General features: G+C 39.7%; 23 protein-coding genes. 13 read left to right on the forward strand and 10 right to left on the reverse strand.

Going from position 1 to position 23,333, the window contains the following annotated elements; genetic code table 11:
- The first annotated feature begins 4 nt into the window (after positions 1 to 4).
- The gene (locus AC0VYH_RS08690) at positions 5 to 1,213 is read left to right on the forward strand and encodes a putative glycoside hydrolase (protein ID WP_430242101.1); all 1,209 of its coding nucleotides are present in this window, start codon (positions 5 to 7) and stop codon (positions 1,211 to 1,213) included.
- Between the two features lie 83 nt (positions 1,214 to 1,296).
- On the opposite strand, the gene AC0VYH_RS08695 is transcribed toward AC0VYH_RS08690, so the two are convergent.
- The gene (locus AC0VYH_RS08695; RefSeq protein ID WP_226612615.1) at positions 1,297 to 1,476 is read right to left on the reverse strand and encodes a hypothetical protein; all 180 of its coding nucleotides are present in this window, start codon (positions 1,474 to 1,476) and stop codon (positions 1,297 to 1,299) included.
- Between the two features lie 156 nt (positions 1,477 to 1,632).
- Between AC0VYH_RS08695 and AC0VYH_RS08700 the strand changes: the two genes are divergently transcribed.
- Together AC0VYH_RS08700 and AC0VYH_RS08705 are read left to right on the forward strand one after the other, a co-directional pair.
- Positions 1,633 to 2,196: a GNAT family N-acetyltransferase gene (locus AC0VYH_RS08700; protein ID WP_194221199.1), complete on the forward strand. Its 564-nt coding sequence runs from the start codon at positions 1,633 to 1,635 to the stop codon at positions 2,194 to 2,196.
- A gap of 33 nt (positions 2,197 to 2,229) precedes the next feature.
- Entirely contained in the window at positions 2,230 to 2,358 is a 129-nt protein-coding gene (locus AC0VYH_RS08705; RefSeq protein ID WP_255462008.1) for a hypothetical protein, read from the forward strand.
- A gap of 49 nt (positions 2,359 to 2,407) precedes the next feature.
- Here AC0VYH_RS08705 and AC0VYH_RS08710 read toward each other — a convergent pair whose 3' ends face one another.
- Together AC0VYH_RS08710 and AC0VYH_RS08715 are read right to left on the reverse strand one after the other, a co-directional pair.
- On the reverse strand, positions 2,408 to 5,473 hold the full coding sequence (locus AC0VYH_RS08710) for an efflux RND transporter permease subunit (protein WP_475373655.1): 3,066 nt from the start codon (positions 5,471 to 5,473) through the stop codon (positions 2,408 to 2,410).
- A gap of 11 nt (positions 5,474 to 5,484) precedes the next feature.
- The gene (locus AC0VYH_RS08715) at positions 5,485 to 6,687 is read right to left on the reverse strand and encodes an efflux RND transporter periplasmic adaptor subunit (RefSeq protein WP_475367186.1); all 1,203 of its coding nucleotides are present in this window, start codon (positions 6,685 to 6,687) and stop codon (positions 5,485 to 5,487) included.
- A gap of 287 nt (positions 6,688 to 6,974) precedes the next feature.
- Between AC0VYH_RS08715 and spxA the strand changes: the two genes are divergently transcribed.
- Positions 6,975 to 7,370, forward strand: coding sequence for a transcriptional regulator SpxA (gene spxA, locus AC0VYH_RS08720; RefSeq protein ID WP_098443134.1), 396 nt, complete (start codon positions 6,975 to 6,977; stop codon positions 7,368 to 7,370).
- Between the two features lie 112 nt (positions 7,371 to 7,482).
- Here spxA and AC0VYH_RS08725 read toward each other — a convergent pair whose 3' ends face one another.
- Positions 7,483 to 8,142, reverse strand: coding sequence for a TerC family protein (locus AC0VYH_RS08725; RefSeq protein WP_430242415.1), 660 nt, complete (start codon positions 8,140 to 8,142; stop codon positions 7,483 to 7,485).
- 287 nt (positions 8,143 to 8,429) lie between these two features.
- On the opposite strand from AC0VYH_RS08725, the gene mecA reads away from it, so the two are divergent.
- The 3 genes from mecA to pepF all read left to right on the forward strand — a co-directional run bounded on the left by mecA (position 8,430) and on the right by pepF (position 12,387).
- Entirely contained in the window at positions 8,430 to 9,113 is a 684-nt protein-coding gene (gene mecA / locus AC0VYH_RS08730) for an adaptor protein MecA (protein ID WP_194222276.1), read from the forward strand.
- A gap of 176 nt (positions 9,114 to 9,289) precedes the next feature.
- Positions 9,290 to 10,471: a competence protein CoiA gene (locus tag AC0VYH_RS08735; protein WP_475373656.1), complete on the forward strand. Its 1,182-nt coding sequence runs from the start codon at positions 9,290 to 9,292 to the stop codon at positions 10,469 to 10,471.
- Between the two features lie 92 nt (positions 10,472 to 10,563).
- The gene (gene pepF / locus AC0VYH_RS08740) at positions 10,564 to 12,387 is read left to right on the forward strand and encodes an oligoendopeptidase F (protein WP_475373657.1); all 1,824 of its coding nucleotides are present in this window, start codon (positions 10,564 to 10,566) and stop codon (positions 12,385 to 12,387) included.
- Positions 12,388 to 12,441: 54 nt separating this feature from the next.
- Here the strand turns inward: pepF and AC0VYH_RS08745 are convergent, their stop codons facing one another.
- The 4 genes from AC0VYH_RS08745 to AC0VYH_RS08760 all read right to left on the reverse strand — a co-directional run bounded on the left by AC0VYH_RS08745 (position 12,442) and on the right by AC0VYH_RS08760 (position 14,758).
- Positions 12,442 to 12,621, reverse strand: a complete 180-nt coding sequence (locus AC0VYH_RS08745) for a hypothetical protein (RefSeq protein ID WP_430242090.1) — start codon at positions 12,619 to 12,621, stop codon at positions 12,442 to 12,444.
- Between the two features lie 132 nt (positions 12,622 to 12,753).
- On the reverse strand, positions 12,754 to 13,578 hold the full coding sequence (locus tag AC0VYH_RS08750; protein WP_475373784.1) for a ClpXP adapter SpxH family protein: 825 nt from the start codon (positions 13,576 to 13,578) through the stop codon (positions 12,754 to 12,756).
- Positions 13,579 to 13,670: 92 nt separating this feature from the next.
- Positions 13,671 to 14,066, reverse strand: a complete 396-nt coding sequence (locus AC0VYH_RS08755) for a globin domain-containing protein (RefSeq protein WP_404682403.1) — start codon at positions 14,064 to 14,066, stop codon at positions 13,671 to 13,673.
- A gap of 116 nt (positions 14,067 to 14,182) precedes the next feature.
- A complete protein-coding gene (locus AC0VYH_RS08760; protein WP_475368867.1) occupies positions 14,183 to 14,758 on the reverse strand; it encodes a CYTH domain-containing protein in 576 nt (191 codons plus the stop codon).
- A 113-nt stretch (positions 14,759 to 14,871) separates the two neighbouring features.
- Here AC0VYH_RS08760 and AC0VYH_RS08765 point away from each other — a divergent pair, with 113 nt between their 5' ends.
- The 4 genes from AC0VYH_RS08765 to AC0VYH_RS08780 all read left to right on the forward strand — a co-directional run bounded on the left by AC0VYH_RS08765 (position 14,872) and on the right by AC0VYH_RS08780 (position 17,759).
- Complete coding sequence (locus AC0VYH_RS08765) at positions 14,872 to 15,279, forward strand: UPF0738 family protein (protein ID WP_475373658.1); 408 nt, start codon at positions 14,872 to 14,874, stop codon at positions 15,277 to 15,279.
- 26 nt (positions 15,280 to 15,305) lie between these two features.
- Positions 15,306 to 15,941 (forward strand): GTP diphosphokinase, encoded by a 636-nt coding sequence (gene yjbM / locus AC0VYH_RS08770; RefSeq protein WP_194221210.1) that lies wholly within the window; start codon positions 15,306 to 15,308, stop codon positions 15,939 to 15,941.
- 26 nt (positions 15,942 to 15,967) lie between these two features.
- Positions 15,968 to 16,768: an NAD kinase gene (locus tag AC0VYH_RS08775; RefSeq protein WP_194222277.1), complete on the forward strand. Its 801-nt coding sequence runs from the start codon at positions 15,968 to 15,970 to the stop codon at positions 16,766 to 16,768.
- Positions 16,769 to 16,883: 115 nt separating this feature from the next.
- Positions 16,884 to 17,759 (forward strand): RluA family pseudouridine synthase, encoded by an 876-nt coding sequence (locus tag AC0VYH_RS08780; protein ID WP_475367477.1) that lies wholly within the window; start codon positions 16,884 to 16,886, stop codon positions 17,757 to 17,759.
- Here the strand turns inward: AC0VYH_RS08780 and prpE are convergent.
- Together prpE and AC0VYH_RS08790 are read right to left on the reverse strand one after the other, a co-directional pair.
- Entirely contained in the window at positions 17,743 to 18,477 is a 735-nt protein-coding gene (prpE, locus tag AC0VYH_RS08785) for a bis(5'-nucleosyl)-tetraphosphatase PrpE (RefSeq protein ID WP_475367191.1), read from the reverse strand. The genes AC0VYH_RS08780 and prpE overlap by 17 nt on opposite strands.
- Before the next feature lie 96 nt (positions 18,478 to 18,573).
- Positions 18,574 to 19,758: an FtsW/RodA/SpoVE family cell cycle protein gene (locus AC0VYH_RS08790; RefSeq protein ID WP_283152336.1), complete on the reverse strand. Its 1,185-nt coding sequence runs from the start codon at positions 19,756 to 19,758 to the stop codon at positions 18,574 to 18,576.
- A gap of 272 nt (positions 19,759 to 20,030) precedes the next feature.
- Here AC0VYH_RS08790 and mgtE point away from each other — a divergent pair, with 272 nt between their 5' ends.
- Together mgtE and AC0VYH_RS08800 are read left to right on the forward strand one after the other, a co-directional pair.
- Positions 20,031 to 21,392 carry a magnesium transporter gene (mgtE, locus tag AC0VYH_RS08795; protein WP_226612629.1) on the forward strand — a complete coding sequence of 454 codons (1,362 nt, stop codon included), beginning with the start codon at positions 20,031 to 20,033 and terminating at the stop codon, positions 21,390 to 21,392.
- 39 nt (positions 21,393 to 21,431) lie between these two features.
- Entirely contained in the window at positions 21,432 to 23,279 is a 1,848-nt protein-coding gene (locus AC0VYH_RS08800) for a monovalent cation:proton antiporter family protein (protein ID WP_194221214.1), read from the forward strand.
- The last annotated feature ends 54 nt before the right edge of the window (positions 23,280 to 23,333 follow it).

Genomic DNA, 23,333 nt, shown 5'->3' on the forward strand with positions numbered 1-23,333 from the left:
AGCTGTGCGTATTTTTAATGTGGGGTTGAAAGGCCTGCTCGCGTCAGTTTTGCTTTTTTCTGTTTTCGGGCAATCGGTACAAGCAGATGAAGCATTATCAGCGACAAATCTTAAAGGGATTGAGACAGAAAAAAAGGAACTAACGTTACCAGATCGACTACCAAGATTCGTTTATGATTCTGGTCTAGATTTCGAATATCCCGATGCAGTTCGAGGTATTTATGTAACAGGGAATTCAGCAGGTGGAAGTCGATTCAGTAAGCTCACAGAATTTGTGAACTCTACAGATTTAAATGCAATGGTCATCGATCTTAAAGATGATTTTGGAAATCTTACATATGAACCAAAGAAGGATTCTCCATTAGCAGAGTATGAGATTGGCAAACCTTATATGAAAGATCCTCGCAAGGTTTTAGAAGAGATGGAGAAAAACGAGATCTATCCAATTGCGAGAGTAGTTGTATTTAAGGATACAGTGCTTGCAGAAGCAAGACCAGAGCTTTCATATAAAGAAGGTGGTTCGGTTTGGAAAAATGGACGTGGAGAAGCATTTGTTAACCCATTTAAGGAAGAGGTATGGGATTACAATGTTGAAATTGCAATTGAAGCAGCTAAAATGGGCTTCAAAGAAATTCAATTTGATTACGTCCGTTTCCCAGAAGGGTTTGAAACACGTGAAGACACATTAGAATATTCGATGGGCAAATATGCTGATATGGATATGGATAATGTTCAAAAACGTGTGCAGGCTGTAACGGACTTTGTAGCATATGCGAATTCGAAGCTTGAGCAGTATGATGTTGATGTATCGGTTGATATTTTTGGTTACTCAGCAACGATTCCTGAAGCGCCTGGTATCGGGCAGAATTTCTCTAAAATTTCTAGTAACGTTGATGTTATTTCATCTATGATTTATCCAAGTCACTGGGGATCCTATTTTGGAATTTCAAAGCCTGATTTGGAACCGTATAACTTAATAAATGAGTATGCAAAAGTAGAGAATGAAGTATTAGGCAAATTGGATGATGCTCCTACAAGTCGTCCATGGATTCAGGATTTCACTGCAAGTTATCTTGGTAGTGGGAATTACTTGAATTACGGAAAGGCGGAAGTAGAAGCCCAAATTAAAGCCTTGAAAGACAATGGTATTAATGAATATCTACTTTGGGACGCAAGCAATAGTTATACAAAGAATGTCGACTATACACCGTGATACGTAAAGAAAAGGATTGCCTCTGAAGGCAATCCTTTTTCTCTATATACGATTCCCTTCCCGCTAACGCTCAATGCGCTGGTTTAGAATGAATCTTTCGTTAATTTCCTCCAGTTTTTCTGACTATCCTCTAAAGGGTGTTGGAAGGAGGTTTTTTCTTTAGAAAAAATGAAGCGTCCTGAAGCATTTAAGAAGATAGCAATAAATGCTGTGAAGCTAATGAGTAGAATAGCGAGCATGATAAACTCAGCAAAAAAGTTCATTTCATTCCTCCTTAGCATGTTTGATATTAGTGTACAGTATGTTTACATAACTGAGAAGAGGGGAAAATAACTACTGCCTTATCTAGCTTAGCACTATTTTACTGGATAAATGTGTTATACTATTAGTGACGAATTAATTTAAAAGGGAGTAGATCAATGAACTGGTATGAGAAGCTGAAGCAATATTTCCCCATTGAAGAGATGAAATCAAAAGAGCATATGGACTTACTGCTTGAAGAAAAAGGTGACATTTACAATAAGGACGAGGGACCGCACCATGTTCTAATGTATGCCGATCTTCCTGATTTCATATTCGTGGATTATATTTTCGTTTCCAAGGATGCCAGAGGTCAGGGGCTAGGAAAGAAATTAATTGAAGAACTTAAAGGAAAGAATAAGCCAATTATCCTCGAGGTAGAGCCTGTTGATTACGATGAAACGGATACTGAAAAAAGACAGCGCTTTTATTTGAGAGAAGGATTTAAACACGCGAAGTCAATTGGCTACCGAAGAAGATCTCTTGCTACAAACGAGATTAATGAAATGGAAATTCTTTTCTGGTCTCCAAACGAAGCTGGTGAGAAAGAAATTTACGAAGCGATGAAGCATACGTATCAGGAGATTCATACTTACAAAGATATGCAGTTGTATGGTGAGTCTTATCAGCCTGTCGAAGAAGTGCTGAGTCTTAAAGAAGATAAGGAACTCATTGAAGAGTAAGAGTATTGTTTTCGATCAGGAGGGAACCTTCTTATGAAGAATCGTGAGAAGAAAAAGCAAAAGAAGCGCGAATGGTTGAAGGATTTATTGAAACGACGATGGAAAACCTGGAAACCGCAGTCTTCGAAAGAGCCCGCCTCAAATACGAGAACATCTGCATAAAAAATGTAACAAAAAACCGAAAGCCTTAAAACTGGCTTTCGGTTTTTTTCTATTCATTTGTTTCTAATTTTTTATCCAATCGTTTCTGACGACGTAGATCAATCAAGTAATAAACAACAGGAATAAATACTAATGTTATAAACGTTGCTACACTCAATCCGAATGCGATGACGATGGCCATCGGTTGCTGAATTTCTGTACCTTCACCAAACCCGAATGATAAAGGAACTAGACCTAGAATCGTCGTTAAAGCTGTCATTAAAATCGGTCTTAAGCGAATGGGGCCTGCTTCTAAAATCGCTTCACGAGTTCCCATCCCTGTTTCACGAAGCTTATTAATATAATCAACGAGTACAATCGCATTATTGACCACGATCCCCGTTAAAATAAGCATACCAACGAGTGAACCAACTCCAAGAGGCTGGAAGGAGATAAGGAGGCCGAAAATAATCCCAATAGCTGTGAGTGGAACAGAAAACATAATGATAAACGGATAGAGAAATGATTCAAACTGTCCTGCCATAACCATATAAACAAGAACAATGGCAAGAGCAAGAGCACCGGACAATTTAAAGAAAGCATCATTCATTTGTTCATCTTGTCCACCAAAAGTGATTTTATATGAATTACCAGGGAGCGGAACGTCTTTGACTAGTTTTTCGCGAATTTCATCTGTAACCGTTCCAAGATCTCGACCCAATAGACTCGCCGTTATTTCCACTTGTCTTAATCGATCCGAACGTGTAATTTCCGATGGACCAAGCCCCCGTTTAATTTCGGCAACAGCAGAAAGGGGGATTTTTTCCCCAGTTTGAGTCTCGATTAATAGGCTAGATAGAGAATCAAGGGAATCTGTATATTTATCTTCAACTGCTAAGCGGATATCTAATTGATTGCCATCTCTTGCAAGATTGCTCGCTACAAGTCCTTTTGTGGCATTAGAAATCGTTGTTGAAATTTGTGAGCTGCCTATTCCATAGCTCGCAGCCTTCTCACGATCGATTAGAATTTGAACTTCTGGATTATTGGATTCGATACTCGAAGTTGGTTCTCTTACGCCATCGACTTCTGATAAGCTCTCCATCACATCATCCGAAAGTTCTTTCAAAACATCAAGCTCAGGTCCGATGATGTTAATTGAAATAGGATCAGCGCTAAATCCAGAATCACTGGCAGATACAGAAATATCGGCGTTCGGTATACCTTTAAGCTTCTTTCGTATATCTTCGGCTACTTCTAAGTCAGATTGATCTCGCTCATTGATTGGAACGAGCAGGACGCTGTAGCTAGCCCGGTTCGTTTGACTGCCAGCTCCAACACTAAAGTTGTCGGTTCCTCCAGCTGTTAAATAGGATAGATCAACTTCAGGAATCGACTTTAAGACGTTATCAATTTCCTCTGTGACGGTTTCAGTGGCGTCAAGCGAGCTTCCTGCAGGAAGGTTCGCTGATACATTCACAAAGCTCTGATCCTGTGCAGGAAGGAATTCTGTCCCAATAAAAGGCGTTCCGGCTGCTGAAATAGCAAGGAGCAGAACGGTAAAGCCGATTGTTTTTTTAGGATGAGACAGCGTTTTATCTAATACTCGACGATACCATTGATTAACCCGATCAAATTTAAGTTGAAAAATCGATTTGGATTCGTTTCGGTTCATCAGAAGAGATGATAATAGTGGCACAATAATAAGTGCTGTAAATAGAGACGCTAATAGTGAGAAGGTAACAGCTAGCGCTAATGGTTTAAAGAGCTGGGCAGCGAGCCCAGTAACAAATACAATTGGTAAGAATACTACAACTGTAGTGAGTGTAGATGCAATGATTGCACTACCAACTTCTTTCGTACCATCTACTGCCGCTTCTTTCAGTGATTTACCTTCCTGCCTTAGTCGGTAAATGTTTTCTAGAATAACAATAGAGTTGTCTACCATCATTCCAACTCCGAGCGCGAGGCCTCCTAGTGTTAGGAGGTTGATCGTTTGACCTGAGAAATACATTAAAATAAATGCACCCACGATCGAAATAGGTATTGATAAACCGATAATTAGCGTACTGCGAATATTGCGTAAGAACAGGTATAGAACGGCAGAAGCTAAAAGACTTCCAATAATAATATTCCATACAACAGCACGGATTGACTGATTAATAAATTTCGCCTGATCGAATACGGTTTTAATTTCCATGCTTTCTGGTAGGGAAGGCTGAATTTCTTCAAGCTTCTCATTAATTTGCTTCACTACTTGAACGGTGTTTGCTCCAGATTGTTTTTGAATTGAAAAACCAATCGCCGGCTCACCATTTAAGAAACTTTCTTGAACAGCAGGTTTCATCATTTCTTCGATTTCAACGAGCTGATTAAGTTTGACGGTACCATTCTGTGTTGGAACGGATAAGTTTTTCAAATCATCAACGGATTTAAACTCTCCTGTTACGCGAAGAGGCAGGTTTTTATTCTCTGTTTCAATAGATCCGCTTGGTAAGTTAAGATTTTCTGATCCAATGAGCTGCTGTAAGTTTGTAAGGGTGACGCCATATTGACTTAATTTATCTGGATCAGCAGTTAATCTAATTTCCTTCTCTAACTGACCTTCAATCGTAACAGCTGCAACCCCTGGTACTGAATCAAGTGAAGGTTTAATTTGATCTTCAATTACTTTCTTTACTGCAGTAAGATCTTCCTCCGATCCAGCCACTCCAAGTTGCATGATAGGAATATCACTTGGATTAAAACGCAATACTTTAGGAATTGGTACTTCAGAAGGTAGAGAGTCTCTAACTGCATCAATTTGTTCCCTCATATTTAACGTGGCAAAATCCATATCTGTTCCCCATTCGAATGAAACGAGGATCAGTGCACCACCATTTTGTGAGACGGACGATATACTTTCGACATTCGGTAGGGTACCCATCACGTTCTCAAGAGGGGAGGCTAGTAAGTTCTCAACTTCTTCAGGACCAGCACCATCATATGTAACCGTTACGGCTGCAACAGGGAAAGTAAGATCGGGAAACAGATCAACTGGCATGTTACGTAGTGATACTGTTCCGATAATGAGGATGAAAATAATCACCATCCCCATAGCAATTGGACGAAAGACGGAAAGCTTAGCAATATTCATGTGTGTTCAACTCACTTCTGTACCTGGATTTCAGATGCTTCGTTTAGACGATCTTTACCTTTAGTGATGACTTTATCACCTTTTGAGAGACCTTTCGTAATTTGAATGCTTTCATCAGTCTCTGCTCCTAGCTCGACGTTAACTTGTTTCACTTTCTTTCCTTGTGGTGCGTAAACATACGTTTCATCATCACCATAGATAATTGAATCCTTAGGGACAGTTACAGCGTTCTCTATGACGTCTGTTTGTATGGTCGCAGTTGCTTTCATACCACCTTTAATTTTTAAATCTTTGTTTTCAATTGGAATCTCAATTAGAAATGAACCCGTTTGTTCATTTGCTGTAGGTGGGATCGCTTTTAATTTCCCATCAAAAGATCCATCGACACCGTCAAAAGTGATCTTCACTTCCTGATCTTTTTGTAACTGTGTAATTTGAAAGCTATTTACTTGAAAGGCAGCGTTAATCGGATTTAAATTCACGACGACCGCAAGCGGGGTGCTTGGCACGGCTGCAGCATTTTCTTCAGCATTGATTTGAGAAACAATCCCATTTATAGGTGATTCAATGGTAGTTGCATTTAGGACGTCCCTTGCCTGGTTAAGGCTTGCTTTCGTTTCGGACAACTGTGTTTCAAGCTGTGTCACATTACCTGCTGACATTGAAGGAACCTGGGCTGCAGCTTGGGATAATTGTGCCTGCTTTATGGTTACTTCAAGACTTTCCTTTAAAACATCAGCAGCTGTCACTTCTTCTGAATCAAGTTCATTAAGTAGCTGCTTAGATCGTTCGAGTGAAGCATTTAATTCATCTTGAAGATTTTTTAACTCTTGAGCACTTTTTTCTGCTTGTCCAGACAATTCTTGAGCCTGGCTAACGGCTTTTTCAAGCTCATTGACCGCATTCGTTAGCTGGTTGACATTTTCTCTCGCTGTAGAATCATCGAGAGAAGCAATGAGATCTCCTTTTTCCACAGAGCTTCCAACAGTCACGTTTATTTCTTTTACCTCGAGTGGAGAAGGGGCAGCGAGCGGGATCGTCACTCCAGGAGTAGCTTGTCCGGCTAATTCAAGTTCATTCGAAATGTTTTTTTGTTGAGCAGTAGCGACTTCAACTGGAATCGGTTCATTTGAAGTTTCTTCATTTGTAATTTCCTGTGTTGTACAAGCGCTTGCAAAGACGAGCATACTTACAAGAAACAGAGCCTTTTTCATATTATTCACCTCAGAATTAGTGTATCTCTTATGAATCGTATCATGTGAAGGAAACTTTTTTCAGATAAAAATCAAACATTTTTAAACAATAAAGGTTTGGGAGCGTGAAGAAGGGGTATATAGGAGTTAGACTTAACATAAATCATTTGTATAGTTATTGTATAGCTTTTATGTAATTTTTGTCATCCTCTATTTATTTGATAAGAATTGTAGTATAATACAAATTGTGAAAAGATAATTTTTCTAATGTAGATTTGACGTTTACTTATAGAAAGGAGCAATTCCTTATGGTAACACTCTATACATCACCAAGCTGCACATCTTGTCGAAAAGCGAAGGCGTGGTTGCAGGAGCACGATATTCCGTTTACAGAACGTAACATTTTTTCTGAACCTCTTACTATTGAAGAAGTGAAAGAAATTCTACGTATGACTGAAGACGGAACAGATGAAATTATATCAACTCGCTCAAAAACTTTCCAGGAATTGAACTTAAATCTTGATACGGTTTCTTTACAGGAATTGTTTGAGCTAATTAGCGAGCATCCAGGATTGCTTCGCCGTCCAATCATTTTGGATGAAAAAAGACTACAGGTTGGTTATAACGAAGATGAAATTCGTCGTTTCCTACCTCGCAAGGTTCGTACTTTTCAACTTCAAGAGGCACAGCGTCTCGTTAATTAATTAGCTTATAATAATGAAGCTCGGTTTTAATTCATTCGAGTTAAAGGTTCATTAACAGAGCTACCTAATAAAAACTTCTACAGGAGATCCTGTAGAAGTTTTTTTGTAGCTCTTAATAAATGTAAAGAATGTTCCCTTTCACCTTCTTTACTAACCATCCTCCAACAATCACAACGAGAAGAAAAATAATCTCGATGGCCACTTCCATGGAAGGGTATGTATAAAAGAAGGTTTTTAATTCTGCTGCGCTTGTTAACATCCTTGCAGAAGTAAAAGCTAAAATGCCTGCGCCAATATAAATTAAAACAGGAAAATGATCAAGGGCATGCATGATCATTCTACTACCCCATACGATAATAGGGATAGAGATGAATAATCCAAAAACGACAAGCGGCAGTTTCCCCTCGGATGCACCAGCGATCGCTAGTACATTATCGAGCCCCATAATGAGATCTGCTATGACGATGGTTCGAATGGCTCCCCAAAACGAAAAGGTGGATTGGACCGATTCATTACTTTCACTATCGATTACCAATTTGAAGGAAATGTAGAGAAGAAAGAGGCTACCAACAATTAATAAGAAAGGGAGCATCAATAAATAGACAGCGACAATGGTTAGTGCTATTCTAAGTCCAACAGCAATGGCTGTTCCCATCATGATGGCTTTGTTGCGATGAGAATCGGGGAGATTACGACACGCGAGGGCGATTACAACTGCGTTGTCACCACCTAGGACGATATCAATACCGATAATAAACAGAATCTGTGTCATGGTTTCTAAGGTAAGCAAGGAATCCACTCCCGAATAGCGAATTTTTAATCATATGACAGGAGCACTTTAGGGCAAGCTATACACATAAATAAATATATCGTGTATATGGTTTAATATGAGTGAAAAAATCAAACGATTTTTTATTTCCATTCTTTGATGGTTTATCATAGAATGGTATTACAAGAGAAAAAGTGGTTAAACTCAAGCCACTTAAGGGAAAGAGAAAATTAGGAGTATCCCAGAGGGAATAGCCTTCCGGTTAACTAAACAGGAGGGAGAGAGTGCACATGGAAATCGAACGCGTCAATGCGAATACTTTAAAATTCTTTATTACGTATAGAGATATTGAAAATAGAGGGTTCGATCGAGAAGAAATTTGGTACGACAGAGAAAGAGGAGAAGAATTGTTCTGGGAAATGATGGACGAAGCGCATCAAAGGGAACAGTTTTCACTTGAGGGTCCACTCTGGATACAAGTTCAAGCACTTGAAAAGGGTCTTGAAATCATTGTGACACGTGCACAAATGTCAAATGACGGGTCCAAACTTGAACTTCCGATGTCAGAGGATAAGCAGCTTGATCTTCCGCTCGATGAAAATATGGATAAAATTCTTGATGATAAATTTGCGCTTCAGAATAATTTAGATCCAGAAGACGAGCCTGAACCGTTAGAAGGTGAAGAGCTTTCCTTTATGATCGGATTTAGAGACTTTGAAGATGTGATTTCATTGTCACACGGATTTGATTCAACTGGAGTTGAAAATGGATTGTATCATTATGAGGACCGTTATTATCTCCATGTTGTCTTCGACGAAACATTGATAGAAGAAGATCAGGACAACCGATTGAGTCAGCTGTTAGAATACGGATATGAAACAGACCTGACCATTCACCGCATTCATGAATACGGTAAGGAGATTCTCTCTGAGCAGGCTCTTGAACAACTCCGCGGACACTTCCCACTCTTATAAGGTGAGGCCGATTTCTATGGAAATCGGCTTTTTTTTATTTCTTCATTTCTTTAAGGGGACGAATCATCCTTTGTGGTTAAACCGGTTATCTTATTCAAATAAATATAGAAAGTGTAGAGGGATGTTTCTCTAGGAAGAGAATTATTGTTAGGAACGAATAAAAGAGAGGTGTTGTGATGTTAACTGCTTCAACTATAAATGGATCATTACTCAATCTTGCCGACCGTTGCTTCAGCCTTGATGAGCTACGGAAATTAAGGCGTTCCACACCCTATTATTGTCCTGGGTGCCGTGAGCGGGTTGTGATGAAGCTAGGTGAAAAAAAGATATGGCATTTTGCCCATCAAGGGTCCCCGCCTTGTGAAATGGAATGGGAACGGGAATCTAATTATCACTTAACCGGTAAACAACAGCTTTATAATTGGCTAAGAGAAGATCATCAGGATGTGCAATTAGAACATGTGTTAATTGCCTCTAATCAGCGCCCCGATTTATTTCTCCCCTCATCTCGTACGGCGGTTGAATTTCAATGTGCCTCAATAGAAGCGAGACTGCTTACGAAACGATCACATGATTATAACGCTACAAACATTCATGTGACATGGATTCTTGGAGCAAAGCGCCTCAAGCGAATATATTCCCTCATCCACAACCTTTCAGCTATGGACTGGGCAGCAGCATCCCACCATAGAGGTTCTCCGTCCATTTACTATTATTGCCCAGAAGAACGTACCTTCGCGAATCTAACCATCCACTATAGCTTAACCCCTACAAAATTCATCTGTACAACCACTTATCACAGCGCTTCAACTAATTCTTATTTCGATTTATTTAAGTCTCATTCTCCTTTTACTATTCATGAATCCGTGCCCATATGGTTTAAGCAAAAACAAATTTGGCGTCAAAATCCCCATGGTGAAAAATCATTCATTTATTACTTCTTGCGTAAACGACTCTATCTTAGCGGAAAGTCTATTCGATTTTTCCCTTCCGAAGCTGGAATTCCATCTTCGCAAAACTACTGGATTGAAACCCCCTCTTATTTATGGCAAACGTGGATTATTATTTGCTTTCTTTCTTTAACCCCTCAAAATAAATCATTCTCTATGCAGTCATTAATAAATGCCTTCCAACAAGTAATCGATGCTACTCTTATTAAAGTAAGATATAGTCCGCACATGGTTCAGGGGGAAGGGGTATCAGCGGCACTAAAAGGGTATGTTGATCAATTAATTCGGTTAAAAGTTTTGAAAGAATGGGATAATGAACGATATGAAAAGCTTTATCAACCTGAGGTTCATCAGCAAGTTGAGCAATGCACTAAAAAAGATCATGAAATTCTCGGGAAACTTGTGTGAAACTGCAACGTTTGTCGAGCGAAATTGTAAGCATCCTTTGAGGAATATGGTACGATAATGTATGTGAGGTAATTATTTGATGGAGGTGTCTAATGATGGAAGAGAAAAAAGTAAACGCTCTACCTAAACGAGACGAAATTCCAGTAGAAGATACTTGGGATCTTGAAGCCATTTACGAAAACGATCAAAAATGGGATGAGGAATTTAAAGAAATAAAAGCACTTCTCCCGGATATGGAAGAATACAAAGGGAAGTTAGCCGATTCTGCAGATACGCTTTATGCGGCCCTTCAAAAACAAGATGAAATTACAATTAAGCTTGGCAAGCTGTATACATATGCCCATATGCGCTATGATCAAGATACGACAAACTCCCATTACCAGGGTCTTAATGATCGTGCAGCTAATCTTGCGACGCAGGTGAGTAGTGAGCTCGCTTTTGTTGTACCAGAAATTCTAAGCGTACCCGAAGAAACCATCAAGCAGTATTTGAACGAAAAGAAAGAACTGAAACTTTATGAGCAAGCATTAGACGAAATCAATCGAGAGCGTCCGCACGTTTTATCTAAGGAAGAAGAAGCCATTCTGGCTGGTGTTAGCGACGTAACGAATAGTTCAAGCAACACGTTTGGTATGTTAAATAATGCAGATATGAAGTTTCCAACGATTAAGGATGGGAATGGGGACGAAGTGGAAGTTACACACGGACGCTACATTCGTTTTCTTGAGAGTAGCGACCGACGTGTAAGAAAAGATGCGTTCAAGGCAGTCTATGAAACGTATGGGAAATTCAAGAATACTTTCGCTTCGACACTAAGTGGAACAGTTAAGAAAGACAATTATTATGCTAGCGTGCGTAATTATGATTCGGCAAGACAAGCTGCACTTGATAGTAATAACATTCCAGAAGACGTCTATGACAACCTTGTGGAAACAGTGCACAATCGCCTTGATCTATTGCATCGCTATGTAAACCTTCGAAAGAAAGCACTTGGTCTTGAGGAAATTCATATGTATGATCTCTATACACCACTTGTACCAGAAGTAAAGATGGAGGTTTCATATAAAGAAGCGAAAGATTATATTCTCAAAGGATTAGCTCCGCTCGGAGAAGAGTACAAAGAGATCTTAGAGGAAGGCTTCTCAAACCGATGGGTAGATGTGCAAGAAAACGTAGGTAAAAGAAGTGGGGCTTACTCTTCAGGTACGTATGGAACACGTCCATATATTCTAATGAACTGGCAAGATAACGTGAATAATTTATTTACGCTCGCTCACGAGTTCGGCCATTCGGTTCATAGTTATTACACAAGAGAAAACCAACCTTATCCTTACGCAAATTATTCCATTTTTGTAGCTGAAGTTGCTTCAACAACAAATGAATCGTTACTCAATCATTATTTGCTCGAAAACACTTCAGACAAAAAGGAAAAGCTTTATTTATTAAACCACTATCTAGAAGGATTCAGAGGAACCGTATTTAGACAAACGATGTTTGCTGAGTTTGAGCATGCGATTCACAAAAGAGCGCAAGATGGTGAGCCGTTAACGCCAGATCTTCTTTCTTCGATCTACTATGATCTTAACAAAACGTATTTTGGTGACGATCTTGTGATCGATGATGAAATTGCACTTGAGTGGGCGCGTATTCCTCATTTCTATTACAATTACTATGTATTCCAATATGCGACTGGATTTAGCGCAGCTGCATCCCTCTCAAATCAAATTCTTGAAGAAGGCGATGAAGCCGTCTCAAGATACATTGATTTCTTAAAAGCAGGAAGCTCAGATTATCCGATTGAGGTCTTGAAAAAGGCCGGAGTAGATATGACTTCTTCTAAACCAATCAGTGACGCACTAGATGTATTTGAATCCATTCTTAACGAAATGGAAAATCTGTTATTCGAAGACGAATAGGTTGCATAAACTAAGCCGCTAAAAAGCCTTCTCTACTACTAGAGAAGGCTTTTTTTAGCGGTTAAATCCTTTGAATTGGTTTCTGGAATTGTACATGCTAACGGTAAAAAGAATAGAAAGAAACAAAAGAGCTCCACCAATAGGCACAGGAATAAATCTTAATAATCCCATGATAAACATGACAAAGCTAACGATGATGAGTGCCGCACCTAGTAAGATGAGAAAACGCGTCATGAATTTCCCTCCTCGTATTATAGTTATGAGAAATGATGAAGCATATACTTACTTGGAAGGGGAGAGGTAAATGAATGGTAAGAACAAAAAAGAATGAACCATGCTGGTTCATTCTTTTTTTGAAGCCCGATCTTAACTTTTTACAGTGCGCCAGAAACATCCATGTTTCGCGGGCACTTTCTCTACCATTTGCTTCAAGGCGAGCTTCTTCATAGCGGCATCTGCCTCGTCGCAACTCATGTCGTAAACGACCGCCACTTCTTTTGTTGCGACAAAGTGATAGCGGTCCATGAATTCATCTAGCGACGGAAGAGGCTCTGGCGTTGGTGTTGTTTTAAGCATTTCTGTCAGAATTCTAACATACACATCATATTCATAAAGTCCTGTAATTTTAAGACCTTCTTCTTCAATATTTTCATTGAAGAAAACAAGGGTAGGAAGTTCATTTACTTCCATTTCTGAAGAGATCTTTAAGTCACATTGAAATGCTTTTACAGCAGCTTGTGAGTGAAGATCTTTCTGGAATTCTTCTACATCAAGTCCGGTTTCTTTTGCTGCTTGAACTAGATTTTCTTCTTTTGTCATGTTTTGCTTTTGGATAAAAAGAAGTTCTCTCATTTTCCTTAGGAAACGAAATCCTGGAAGCTTTCCCTGAAGCTCTGCAGCCTTGATAGCAATTGATGCGATATAAGGGGTATCCATAGGGTCCTCATACCACAAATCACCGTCACAGGACATCCCAGAGCGACTGGCTGTACGTTCCCAACGCTCAGCGACATCAGCGTGTGTTGTGATGCCTTCATTTTTTCGTTTAAACGAGTTAAATGATTTTATATTACCGCCAACTAGATGTCTAATGCGGAAGGTATGTCCATATTCAAGGTGTAATTTCTTAATGATCGGTTCGAGACCCCAGCAGTCAGGACAAAGCGGATCAATGAATGAATAGATCTCGATAGGTTTACCTTTTTGAGATGTAGTCGTGCAAGCTGTATCGGATTGTCCATTTGGATTGTAAGAATCGCAATAGGAACCAGTAGCATTCGGTGTCAATTCGATTCTCCTTTCTCTTCCTGATCACCCGAGTTAACCATATGATGAGCAGTGAACGTTAACCTTGTTAGGAGATGTTCTCGTAAATCTTCGTCTAGTTCAACCTCATCCATTGCTAACTCCATGCAAGAAAGCCATGCTGTCGCACGTTTGGGTGTTATCTCGAATGGGAGATGCCTCGCTCTTAACATAGGGTGCCCATGTTCTTCGGAATATAGAGGCGGCCCTCCGAGAAATTGAGTTAGGAATTGAGTTTGTTTTCTAGCTGTTTCAGTTAAATCATCTGGAAAGATAGGTTTTAATTCGGGATGCTGTGAAACCCGATTATAAAAAGCAGTCACTAGCCGTTCAAGCTGCGCACCGCCGATATGATCATACATGTTTTGTTTCATATTCATTTTCCCCTTTGGAAGGTAGAACTTAATTACAATTTCATTTTAGCAACCTCCCTACGTAACAGCAAATAATCCGATTTGAAATCATTGCCAAACAAAAAGAACAGGACCGTTTAGGCCTGTTCTTGGGATGCTAGGAAGAATCGAAGAATCTTATTATTTGTCTTTCTCTTTGGAATTTGATGCTGATGAAGAAGGGACGTGAAGGCACGCTCTCCTGTCGTGAAATCAGAGACTTCAAACTCAAGTTCGAAATCTTCTCTCCCTAGGTATTCACTATGGTCGAGGACGAGCAGTCCGTGAGTCGTTTGGTATTCAGCTCTATGTGTCGTTAATCGTCCTAAGTGGTGGAGCGGAGATAGAATTCCTAGTTCGTTTAGCTGCGATGCTACTTCTCCATCAGGAAGTGTGCCGTCCTTCTTGATCTCTTCAAAGGTTTCTTGCGATACGGCTTGATGTGTCTCAAGCAGTCCTTCCTCGGCAGGCTGCTTTAATGTTAATACGAATTTGTCATTCTTGTTTCTAATGCGTAACGCAGCTCCTTTTTCACGAATCATAAAATTCTTTGTATCAAAATAATCATTCGTTTGTGTTTTAATGTTCTCTTCTAATTTATAGTAATCAAGTAAAGAGGCATACTCTTCTTTTGTGAGCATATTTTTAAATTCGATTTCTACTTCCTGTGCCATAAGTGAACCCTCCATTTAGATGAATATAAAAGAATTATGGCATATGTCTTTATTCAGAACAACAACGGTGAAATCTCCCACTGCATTGTGATAAACTATTAGGTGATACATACTTGGAAATAACGAAAGGAGAGGTATTTGTGCCAGAACAATACTACATCATTACAGGGGAATTATCAGATCACACACTTACCTTTGGTCTGAATGAAAAAGTGGACCTTACTTCCTATACAGCTACTGGAAATGTGTTAGTGGATTCCGACTCCTTGTCATTTGTGTATTTACTCGATGGGGGAGAAGGGTATACATATATTCGTTTCCAAGAGGAAGTATGGCCAATGTTAGCAAACGTGCTCAATCAGGACGTGAACGTGGTTGTTACTTCCGAGGATGACACATCTATAGAACTTACTGATCTAAAAGAGGAACTTTCCTATCTTGTTGAGAATATTAAAGATAATTCGAATTATGGAGAAGTGATGAATCAAGCTGTTGAGAAAGTATTCCTAACAGCGTCATAATAGATATCGTCGTTGGTGGTGGTTGGATGAAAAATTGGGAAGAATTTTTAGCACCGTATAAACAAGCAGTAAATGAATTGAAAGTGAAATTGAAAGGCATTCGAGAACAATTTGAAAAGGCGGATGATCATTCACCTGTTGAATTTGTTACTGGGAGAGTAAAGCCAATTTCAAGTATTCTTGATAAAGCCAAAACGAAACACATACCGCTCAATAGACTGCAGGAAGAAATGCATGATATTGCAGGTGTTCGTGTGATGTGTCAGTTCGTAGAAGATATTAATAAAGTCATTCATCACCTTCGTGGTAGAAAAGATTTTGATATCGTTGAAGAACGAGATTATGTGACGAATCAGAAAGTAAGCGGCTATCGATCATACCATGTGGTCGTTCAGTATCCAGTTCAAACGATTCAAGGAGAACAAATGCTGCTCGTTGAAATACAAATTCGAACACTTGCTATGAATTTCTGGGCGACAATTGAGCATTCTTTGAATTATAAATACAATAAGAAAATACCTGATGATGTCAAAAAGCGCCTCCAACGAGCCGCTGAAGCAGCTTCCAAACTTGATGATGAAATGTCTGAAATTCGCGGTGAGATTAAGGAAGCTCAGAAAATCTTTATGCAAAAGAAAGAAAATGAACAAAAAGAAAGCTGAAAACTAAACTAGACGAGGTGCCTAAATTGAAATTTGCGGTAAAGTCAAAAGGGGATCAAACCTCCAATCAACTTCAGCAGCGCATCAAAAATTATTTACGTGATTTCGATCTGGACTATGATGAAGCAGAACCGGATATTGTCATTTCGGTTGGCGGTGATGGGACACTACTACACGCTTTTCATCATTATCAAGATCGCCTGGATCAAACAGCCTTTGTGGGTGTTCATACTGGACACTTAGGTTTCTATGCGGACTGGACCCCTGAAGAAGTCGAAAAGCTCGTCATCCATATTGCAAGGACTCCTTTTCAAATTGTAGAATATCCATTGCTTGAAGTAACGGTTCGCTATTTAAATAGTTCCAAAGAGAACCGCTATCTTGCGCTAAATGAATGTACAGTCAAAAGTGTAGAGGGATCTTTAGTGATGAATGTTGAAATAAAAGGTGATCTGTTTGAAACGTTTAGAGGAGACGGTCTCTGTATTTCAACGCCATCTGGTAGTACAGCCTATAATAAAGCGTTGGGCGGGGCGATCATTCATCCTGCACTTCCTTCCATTCAACTTTCAGAAATGGCATCTATCAACAATCGCGTCTTTCGTACTGTAGGATCTCCACTTGTGCTTCCGCAGCATCATACGTGTCTTCTGCGACCGGTGAACGATGCTGACTTTCAAATTACGATTGACCATCTGTTCTTATTGCAACAAGATGTAAAGTCCATTCAATATCGAGTAGCAGAAGAGAAGGTAAGATTCGCGCGTTTTAGACCGTTTCCTTTCTGGAAAAGAGTAAAGGAATCATTTGTCGATGAAGTATATTAAAGCGAGGCAGTACTGTTCATGAGTTGAACGGTGCTGTTTTTTTCGCTCTATTACAAAAGAATGCCTATCATGAAAAATTTTATAATACACGAGGTGAGTTTGCTTGAGCGTTAGAATGACGTGGAACGTAGAAGAGAAGGATGAAGGGATGCTGCTAAGGGAATTCCTTCTTACGGAAAAGAATTTATCAAGAAGTATGTTAACAGATATTAAATTCAATGGAGGACAACTTACGGTTAATAACATCAATCAAACCGTTAGAGCTGTCTTAAGGAAAGACGATACGGTGGAAGTCTTATTTCCAAAAGAAACTGTGAGCGAAACGATGGTAGCTAAAGAGATGGAACTTCGTATTTGTTATGAGGATGAGCACTTTTTACTTATCAATAAGCCAGCAAGCCTACCGACGATTCCATCTCGTCATTCAAAAGAATCACTCGCAGAGGGTGTTCTCTACTATTATCATTCGCATAAGCTAGATCGAACGATCCACGCTGTTAATCGTTTGGATCGAGATACATCTGGACTCGTTTTATTTGCGAAGCACCGCTATGCACATGACCTTCTTTCAAGACAGCAGAAAAACAAAGAGATGAAACGACAATACGTTGCACTTGTTCATGGAGAAGTTAAAGGAGAAGGTGAAATCGATGCGCCAATAGGGAGGAAAGAGGGGAGTATCATTGAAAGGGCCGTTCGTCCTGATGGACAACACGCATTAACGAGTTACCGCACAATAAATCATTATAAAGGATTCTCCCTTCTTGAATTATCGCTAAAAACGGGGAGAACCCATCAAATTAGAGTTCATATGTCTTATCTTGGTCATCCGCTCTTAGGGGATGATCTCTATGGTGGAACGCATGCATTAATAAATAGACAAGCGTTACATAGTGCGAAGCTTGAGTTCTATCATCCTTTCCTAGAAAAAAAACTCCGGTTTGTTTCAGAGCTTGAAGAGGATATGTTATGTCTCATTCGAAAGAAGTGAATTTCTCAGGAGCATAAGGCATTGATGATTGAACAGAAGTTGTTTTCAATTCCGGATAGCTAAGCGAAGTCAGTTTGCCTCCAAACACGCATCCTGTGTCAATGTTTATTGTATGATTCACCCATCTTGGTTCTTTCACTGGAGTGTGCCCATAAACAATAAGAGATTCTCCGTTATAATGCTTAGCCCAGTCTCTTCGAATAGGCATGCCGTTCGGATGAGACTCTCCTGAAATGTCGCCGTAGAGGACAAATGTTTTTACTTTTTTCCCAACTTGTCCGATATAATGTTCAGGTATTCCCGCATGTGCAGCAATTATTTCCCCGTCATCGAGGGATAAATAGAGTGGTGCATGTTCATAAAGAGAGATAAATTGACTTTTCACAGCCTCTTTCTCATCATTTGGGAGAGCATTTAGTTCAGCAACTGTTGTCTCCAGTCCATGTGTTTGCTGAACGTTTCGGCCGATAAAATACCGATAAAGCTTATTACAATGGTTCCCAGGGCAATAGTAAGCCTGTCCGGTGCTAACGAGTTGTGAGACTACGTCAATCACAGCAAGAGATTCTTTTCCACGATCGGTGATATCACCAGGAAAGACGAGTTTTCTGCTGTCAGGATGGACGGGAATTCCCCTTTCCCATGAATATCCGATTCGTTTGGTTAGTTCTTTCAGTTCTTTATAACATCCATGTATATCGCTGATAATGTCTAACAATTGGCACCCTCCTATCTCATCTCTTTATCATTACCCTATTGGACGAGTATGTATCAAGGTTAAAGGCCAAATAAAAAAACCTGCCATATTGGCAGGTTATTCAAACATATACGTTTTCGTTCGAGATCGGACGTTTAATACGAGCCCGACTGCAATCATGTAGGTTAAAAGTGCACTTCCTCCATAGCTTACGAATGGTAATGGAATACCAGTTATCGGCAATATTCGAATAGTCATTCCAATGTTTTGGAATACCTGGAATGTTAGCATCCCGATAACGCCTGCGCACAAATAGCTTCCGAAGGACTCATTGCTTTCAAGGGCTGTATGAATCATTCGGTAAATTAGCATGAAGAAAATGGAGATCGTAATACTTGCTCCGATGAATCCGAATTCTTCTCCAATCACAGCAAAAATAAAGTCAGTGTGCGCTTCAGGGAAGTAAACAGTACCGTCAGCGTATCCTTTCCCTTCTAATTTACCAGAGCCGATGGCAAGGATCGCTTTCGTCGCTTGATAGCCTGCATCTGTATACTCTTCAGGAGCAAGCCAGCCATAGAAGCGAGCGAGCTGGTATTCATCAAGTAAGTAGGCTTTAAAGAAGGCCGGAAACTTAAAGAAAATAAAGACAAGAGCAGATATTCCTGCAACCCCTAGTAAACTTAAAAGAGAGAGAAGTCGCCAGCGTACGCCTGATACTAATGTAATACTAACAACAATAGCGGTAAAAACCATCGCTGTTCCGAGGTCAGGCTGGGCCATAACGATAAGAAGAGGTGCAGCTGCCACACCGAAAATTTTGGCTAATAACAAAAGGTCTGTTTGAATGGTTTTTGTTGGATTTTTTTCATGATGATTCACCGCTGTAGAAGCGATCGTAATAATTAAGAAAATTTTCATAAACTCTGATGGCTGTACACTTCCTAAACCAGGAAGCACAAACCAGCTTTTTGCCCCATTTCGAATCGGAGCAATTTGATAACTTCCAATATACTCAGGACTAACCGCAAGCAAGATTAGAAGAAGAATTCCAAATCCATAGAGATACCAGGATAATTGTTTAAAGCGATCAAAATCAATGACCAGTGTGAGCGAGAGGACAAACGCACCAACGAAATACCACGTTAGCTGTCTTCCTGCGAAGTTGAAGTTTTTTAATTCTCCAGGTAGTGACGCCTGGGCACTATAAATAGCGACAGTACTAATGCACATCAGGAGAAAGACAAAGAATAAAAGTGTGAAATCTATTTGTTGCCATGGTGTTTGATTGTCATTGTTCATGATATAATCCTTTCTAAAGAAAAGCGTTCCTTCTTTTAATCACAATTCCTATCTTATCTGAAATCCTTCCATTTGCAAATCGGTTCCTGTATTTATTTTTGACAAAATAACTACACACCGACTAAGATAGGAAGGTAATTTTACTTTATGACACTGATAAGTAGAAAAAACGTTCATCCTTAGAAAAGCTTATCGGAAATAAACGATAAATGATATAGCCATATTTGAGTATTTACGCACTTTGTTACTAAAACATCAAGGAGGTGTGCAGAGTGGCTTACCAGGAGCAAGAAACGCAAGCTTTGTACGAAGCACTTATTCATCATTTAGAACAAGAAAGAATCGATGCCTTTCGAGAATTGTTTCTAGATATTCACCCTTATGAACAGTCTCAATTCTTCTTAACCGTATCAGAACAAATCAGGCTGCTTGTGTACACCTATTTATCACCAAGAGAAATGGCCGAAATCTTTCAGAATTTTGATATTGAAGAGCAAGAAGAATACATTTCGGAGATGGAGCCAGCTTATGCAGCTAAAATGCTTGCAGAAATGTATGCCGATGACGCAGTAGACGTATTAAATGAACTAAATCCTGAACAGATTGCAAGTTACTTAACCATTATGGATGATGATGCAGCTGACGAAATTAAAGAACTTCTTCATTATGAAGAAAAAACAGCTGGTAGTATCATGACAACAGAATTTGTATCGATTCGAGCACATCAAACGGTGAAGCGAGCGATGCAAATACTGAGACGTGAAGCACCTGAAGCAGAGACGATCTATTATATATTCGTATTAGATGAACAGAAAAGGCTCGTCGGTGTTATCTCTCTTAGAGATTTAATTATTGCAGAAGAAGATACGTTAATAGAAGAGATTATGAATGAGCGGGTTGTTTCCATTTCGGTCGGTGAAGATCAGGAAGAAGCCGCTAGAATTATGAGAGATTATGACTTTCTAGCACTTCCGGTTCTCGACTTCCAAAACCATTTGCTCGGTATTATCACACACGATGATATTGTTGACGTTATTGAGGAAGAAGCTTCAGAGGACTATTCAAAGCTTGCGGCTATTTCAGATGACGGTTCGTTTGATCGTAATCCATTCTCATCAGCGAAAAAAAGGTTACCATGGCTCATTATTCTCCTGTTTCTTGGAATGATGACAGCAAGCTTAATTGGTCAGTTTGAGGTAACCCTTGATAAAGTCCCATTGCTAGCGGTATTTATTCCACTTATTGCAGGAATGGCAGGTAACACAGGAACACAAGCGCTTGCTGTTGTTGTAAGAGGTCTTGCTACTGGAGATTTTGAAGAGAATAGTAAGTGGGCGTTAATAGTAAGAGAAGCAGGAACTGGACTAATTACCGGTGCAACGTCAGGTATTCTCGTCACCATTATTATTTTCTTGTGGAAAGGAACCTTTTTACTTGGCTTATTAGTTGGTTTTTCGTTATTATTTACGTTGATTGTTGCCACTCTTGCTGGTGCGCTAGTCCCACTCTTAATGCACAAACTTAACATAGACCCTGCGGTTGCTTCAGGGCCGTTCATTACAACTATTAATGATATTATCAGTATACTTATTTATTTTGGAATGGCGACTGCATTTATGAGTCAATTAGTCTAAAGATTAATTGACAATGCAGACGTTTGAAGGAGGAAAGAAATGGAACACGGTGCATCCGTATCATCACTTGTTATCGTAGTCGTAATCGCATTTTTAATACCGTTTATCTTACACCGCTTCAGACTGAACTTTTTGCCAGTCGTAGTTGCCGAGATTATCGCCGGAATTTTCATTGGACAAAGTGGATTTAACCTTGTTCAAGGAGATACTTGGCTTGATACGCTATCAACTCTTGGTTTTATCTTCTTGATGTTCCTAAGTGGTCTTGAGATCGATTTCTCGGTTTTTGCGAGTAAAAAGAAAAAAGTAAAGCTACCAAGCGGTAAACTCGAACCGAATCGTGTTCTCGTCTCGTTTATCGTCTTTATTTTTGTATTTCTTGTATCGTACCTATTGTCTCTTCTATTCGTTGTACTTGGGTATACGGATAATGCCTTCTTTATGACGTTAATCATTTCAACCATATCGCTTGGTGTAGTGGTTCCTACGTTAAAAGACGCAAACATAATGAAGAGTAGTATCGGTCAAACGATTCTATTAATCGCCGTTATAGCTGACTTGGCTACAATGATTTTACTGGCGATCTTTGTTTCCCTGAATTCAGGGGGAGAAGGGAACATGTGGCTGCTTCTCATACTCTTTGGAGCAGGAATTTTGCTTTATTTCCTTGGGGCTTACTTCCGACATCTTTCCTTTATCGAGACGATGTCCAAGGGGACCATTCAAATTGGTACGAGAGCCGTCTTTACGTTAATTATTGTATTAGTCGGTATCTCTGAAACGGTTGGAGCGGAAAATATCTTAGGTGCCTTTCTTGCCGGTGCACTCGTTTCCTTGCTCTCACCAAATACGGAACTCGTGCAAAAGCTCGATTCATTTGGATATGGCTTTCTCATTCCTATTTTCTTCGTAATGGTTGGGGTAGAGCTAGATATCTGGTCACTTTTCCAGGATCCTAAAGTGTTAATTCTTATTCCATTACTGTTGATTGCGCTCTTTGCTTCAAAATTAGTGCCCGTTGTTGTATTGAAAAAATGGTATGATACGAAAACGGTTCTCGGTTCTGGCATGTTGCTAACATCAACGCTTTCTCTCGTTATTGCAGCAGCTGAAATCGGAGAACGAATTGATATCATTGATGATCAGCTGTCATCTGCTTTAATCTTAGTGGCGATTATGAGCTGTATTCTAGCACCAATTCTTTTCAAGAAACTAATGCCGAAGCCAGAAGAAAGCTCTCATGCGAAGAAGCTGGCGATCATCGGAGCAAACCAAATCACTTTGCCTATCTCGCTGGAACTTAATCCTGCTAATTATGAAACATCGATTTATCATACGAAGCAGGAGAAAGTGGACTCTGAGAAACAAAGCAGTCATTTTAAAGTAATTGAGCTTTCGGATTATAGCATTGATACACTAAAGAAAAGCTCTGTCTTCGATGCCGATATCCTCCTCATTTCTTCTGGAGATGATGAAACGAACTCGGATATTGCGGTATTCGCGAAAGAATATGGAACAGATCGCGTCATTGCTCGAATTGAATTAACAGAAATAGCCGATCAGCTAAGAGAGCTTAATATTGATGTATTCTCTGTTTTCTTCTCAACAAAAGCCTTGTTAAAAGCGCTCATCGAGTCTCCTGGAGTCGTTAATATCTTCACTCGTGAAGAAAATGCGCTATATCAAATTAACATGAACAATGTGGAATACAACGGTGTGCCACTGCGTAGCTTCCCATATCTCGGTGATACGATCATAGTACGTATTTTCCGAGGTAAGGATTCGATTGTCCCTCATGGTGACACTGAGCTCCGAATTGGTGATCGCTTAATTGTGACAGGAAGTAGCGATAGTGTAGAAGAAGTTCGAACGTTGCTAAGTTATTAATTTTCAGCCCCTTCTCTTAGAGAGAGGGGGTTTTTTACGTTTATATGAAGGGAG

Source organism: Anaerobacillus sp. QJM3NY_32 (assembly GCF_056173645.1).

Coding starts and splice junctions, on each gene's coding strand:
- AC0VYH_RS08695 (WP_226612615.1), bottom strand. CDS start 1,476: ATGAACTTTTTTGCTGAGTTTATCATGCTCGCTATTCTACTCATTAGC.
- AC0VYH_RS08735 (WP_475373656.1), top strand. CDS start 9,290: ATGTTAACTGCTTCAACTATAAATGGATCATTACTCAATCTTGCCGAC.
- AC0VYH_RS08790 (WP_283152336.1), bottom strand. CDS start 19,758: ATGAACAATGACAATCAAACACCATGGCAACAAATAGATTTCACACTT.
- AC0VYH_RS08710 (WP_475373655.1), bottom strand. CDS start 5,473: ATGAATATTGCTAAGCTTTCCGTCTTTCGTCCAATTGCTATGGGGATG.
- AC0VYH_RS08745 (WP_430242090.1), bottom strand. CDS start 12,621: ATGACGCGTTTTCTCATCTTACTAGGTGCGGCACTCATCATCGTTAGC.
- AC0VYH_RS08800 (WP_194221214.1), top strand. CDS start 21,432: ATGGAACACGGTGCATCCGTATCATCACTTGTTATCGTAGTCGTAATC.
- AC0VYH_RS08780 (WP_475367477.1), top strand. CDS start 16,884: ATGACGTGGAACGTAGAAGAGAAGGATGAAGGGATGCTGCTAAGGGAA.
- AC0VYH_RS08725 (WP_430242415.1), bottom strand. CDS start 8,142: ATGACACAGATTCTGTTTATTATCGGTATTGATATCGTCCTAGGTGGT.
- yjbM (WP_194221210.1), top strand. CDS start 15,306: ATGAAAAATTGGGAAGAATTTTTAGCACCGTATAAACAAGCAGTAAAT.
- spxA (WP_098443134.1), top strand. CDS start 6,975: ATGGTAACACTCTATACATCACCAAGCTGCACATCTTGTCGAAAAGCG.
- AC0VYH_RS08705 (WP_255462008.1), top strand. CDS start 2,230: ATGAAGAATCGTGAGAAGAAAAAGCAAAAGAAGCGCGAATGGTTGAAG.
- mecA (WP_194222276.1), top strand. CDS start 8,430: ATGGAAATCGAACGCGTCAATGCGAATACTTTAAAATTCTTTATTACG.
- pepF (WP_475373657.1), top strand. CDS start 10,564: ATGATGGAAGAGAAAAAAGTAAACGCTCTACCTAAACGAGACGAAATT.
- AC0VYH_RS08755 (WP_404682403.1), bottom strand. CDS start 14,066: ATGAAACAAAACATGTATGATCATATCGGCGGTGCGCAGCTTGAACGG.
- AC0VYH_RS08760 (WP_475368867.1), bottom strand. CDS start 14,758: ATGGCACAGGAAGTAGAAATCGAATTTAAAAATATGCTCACAAAAGAA.
- AC0VYH_RS08715 (WP_475367186.1), bottom strand. CDS start 6,687: ATGAAAAAGGCTCTGTTTCTTGTAAGTATGCTCGTCTTTGCAAGCGCT.
- AC0VYH_RS08700 (WP_194221199.1), top strand. CDS start 1,633: ATGAACTGGTATGAGAAGCTGAAGCAATATTTCCCCATTGAAGAGATG.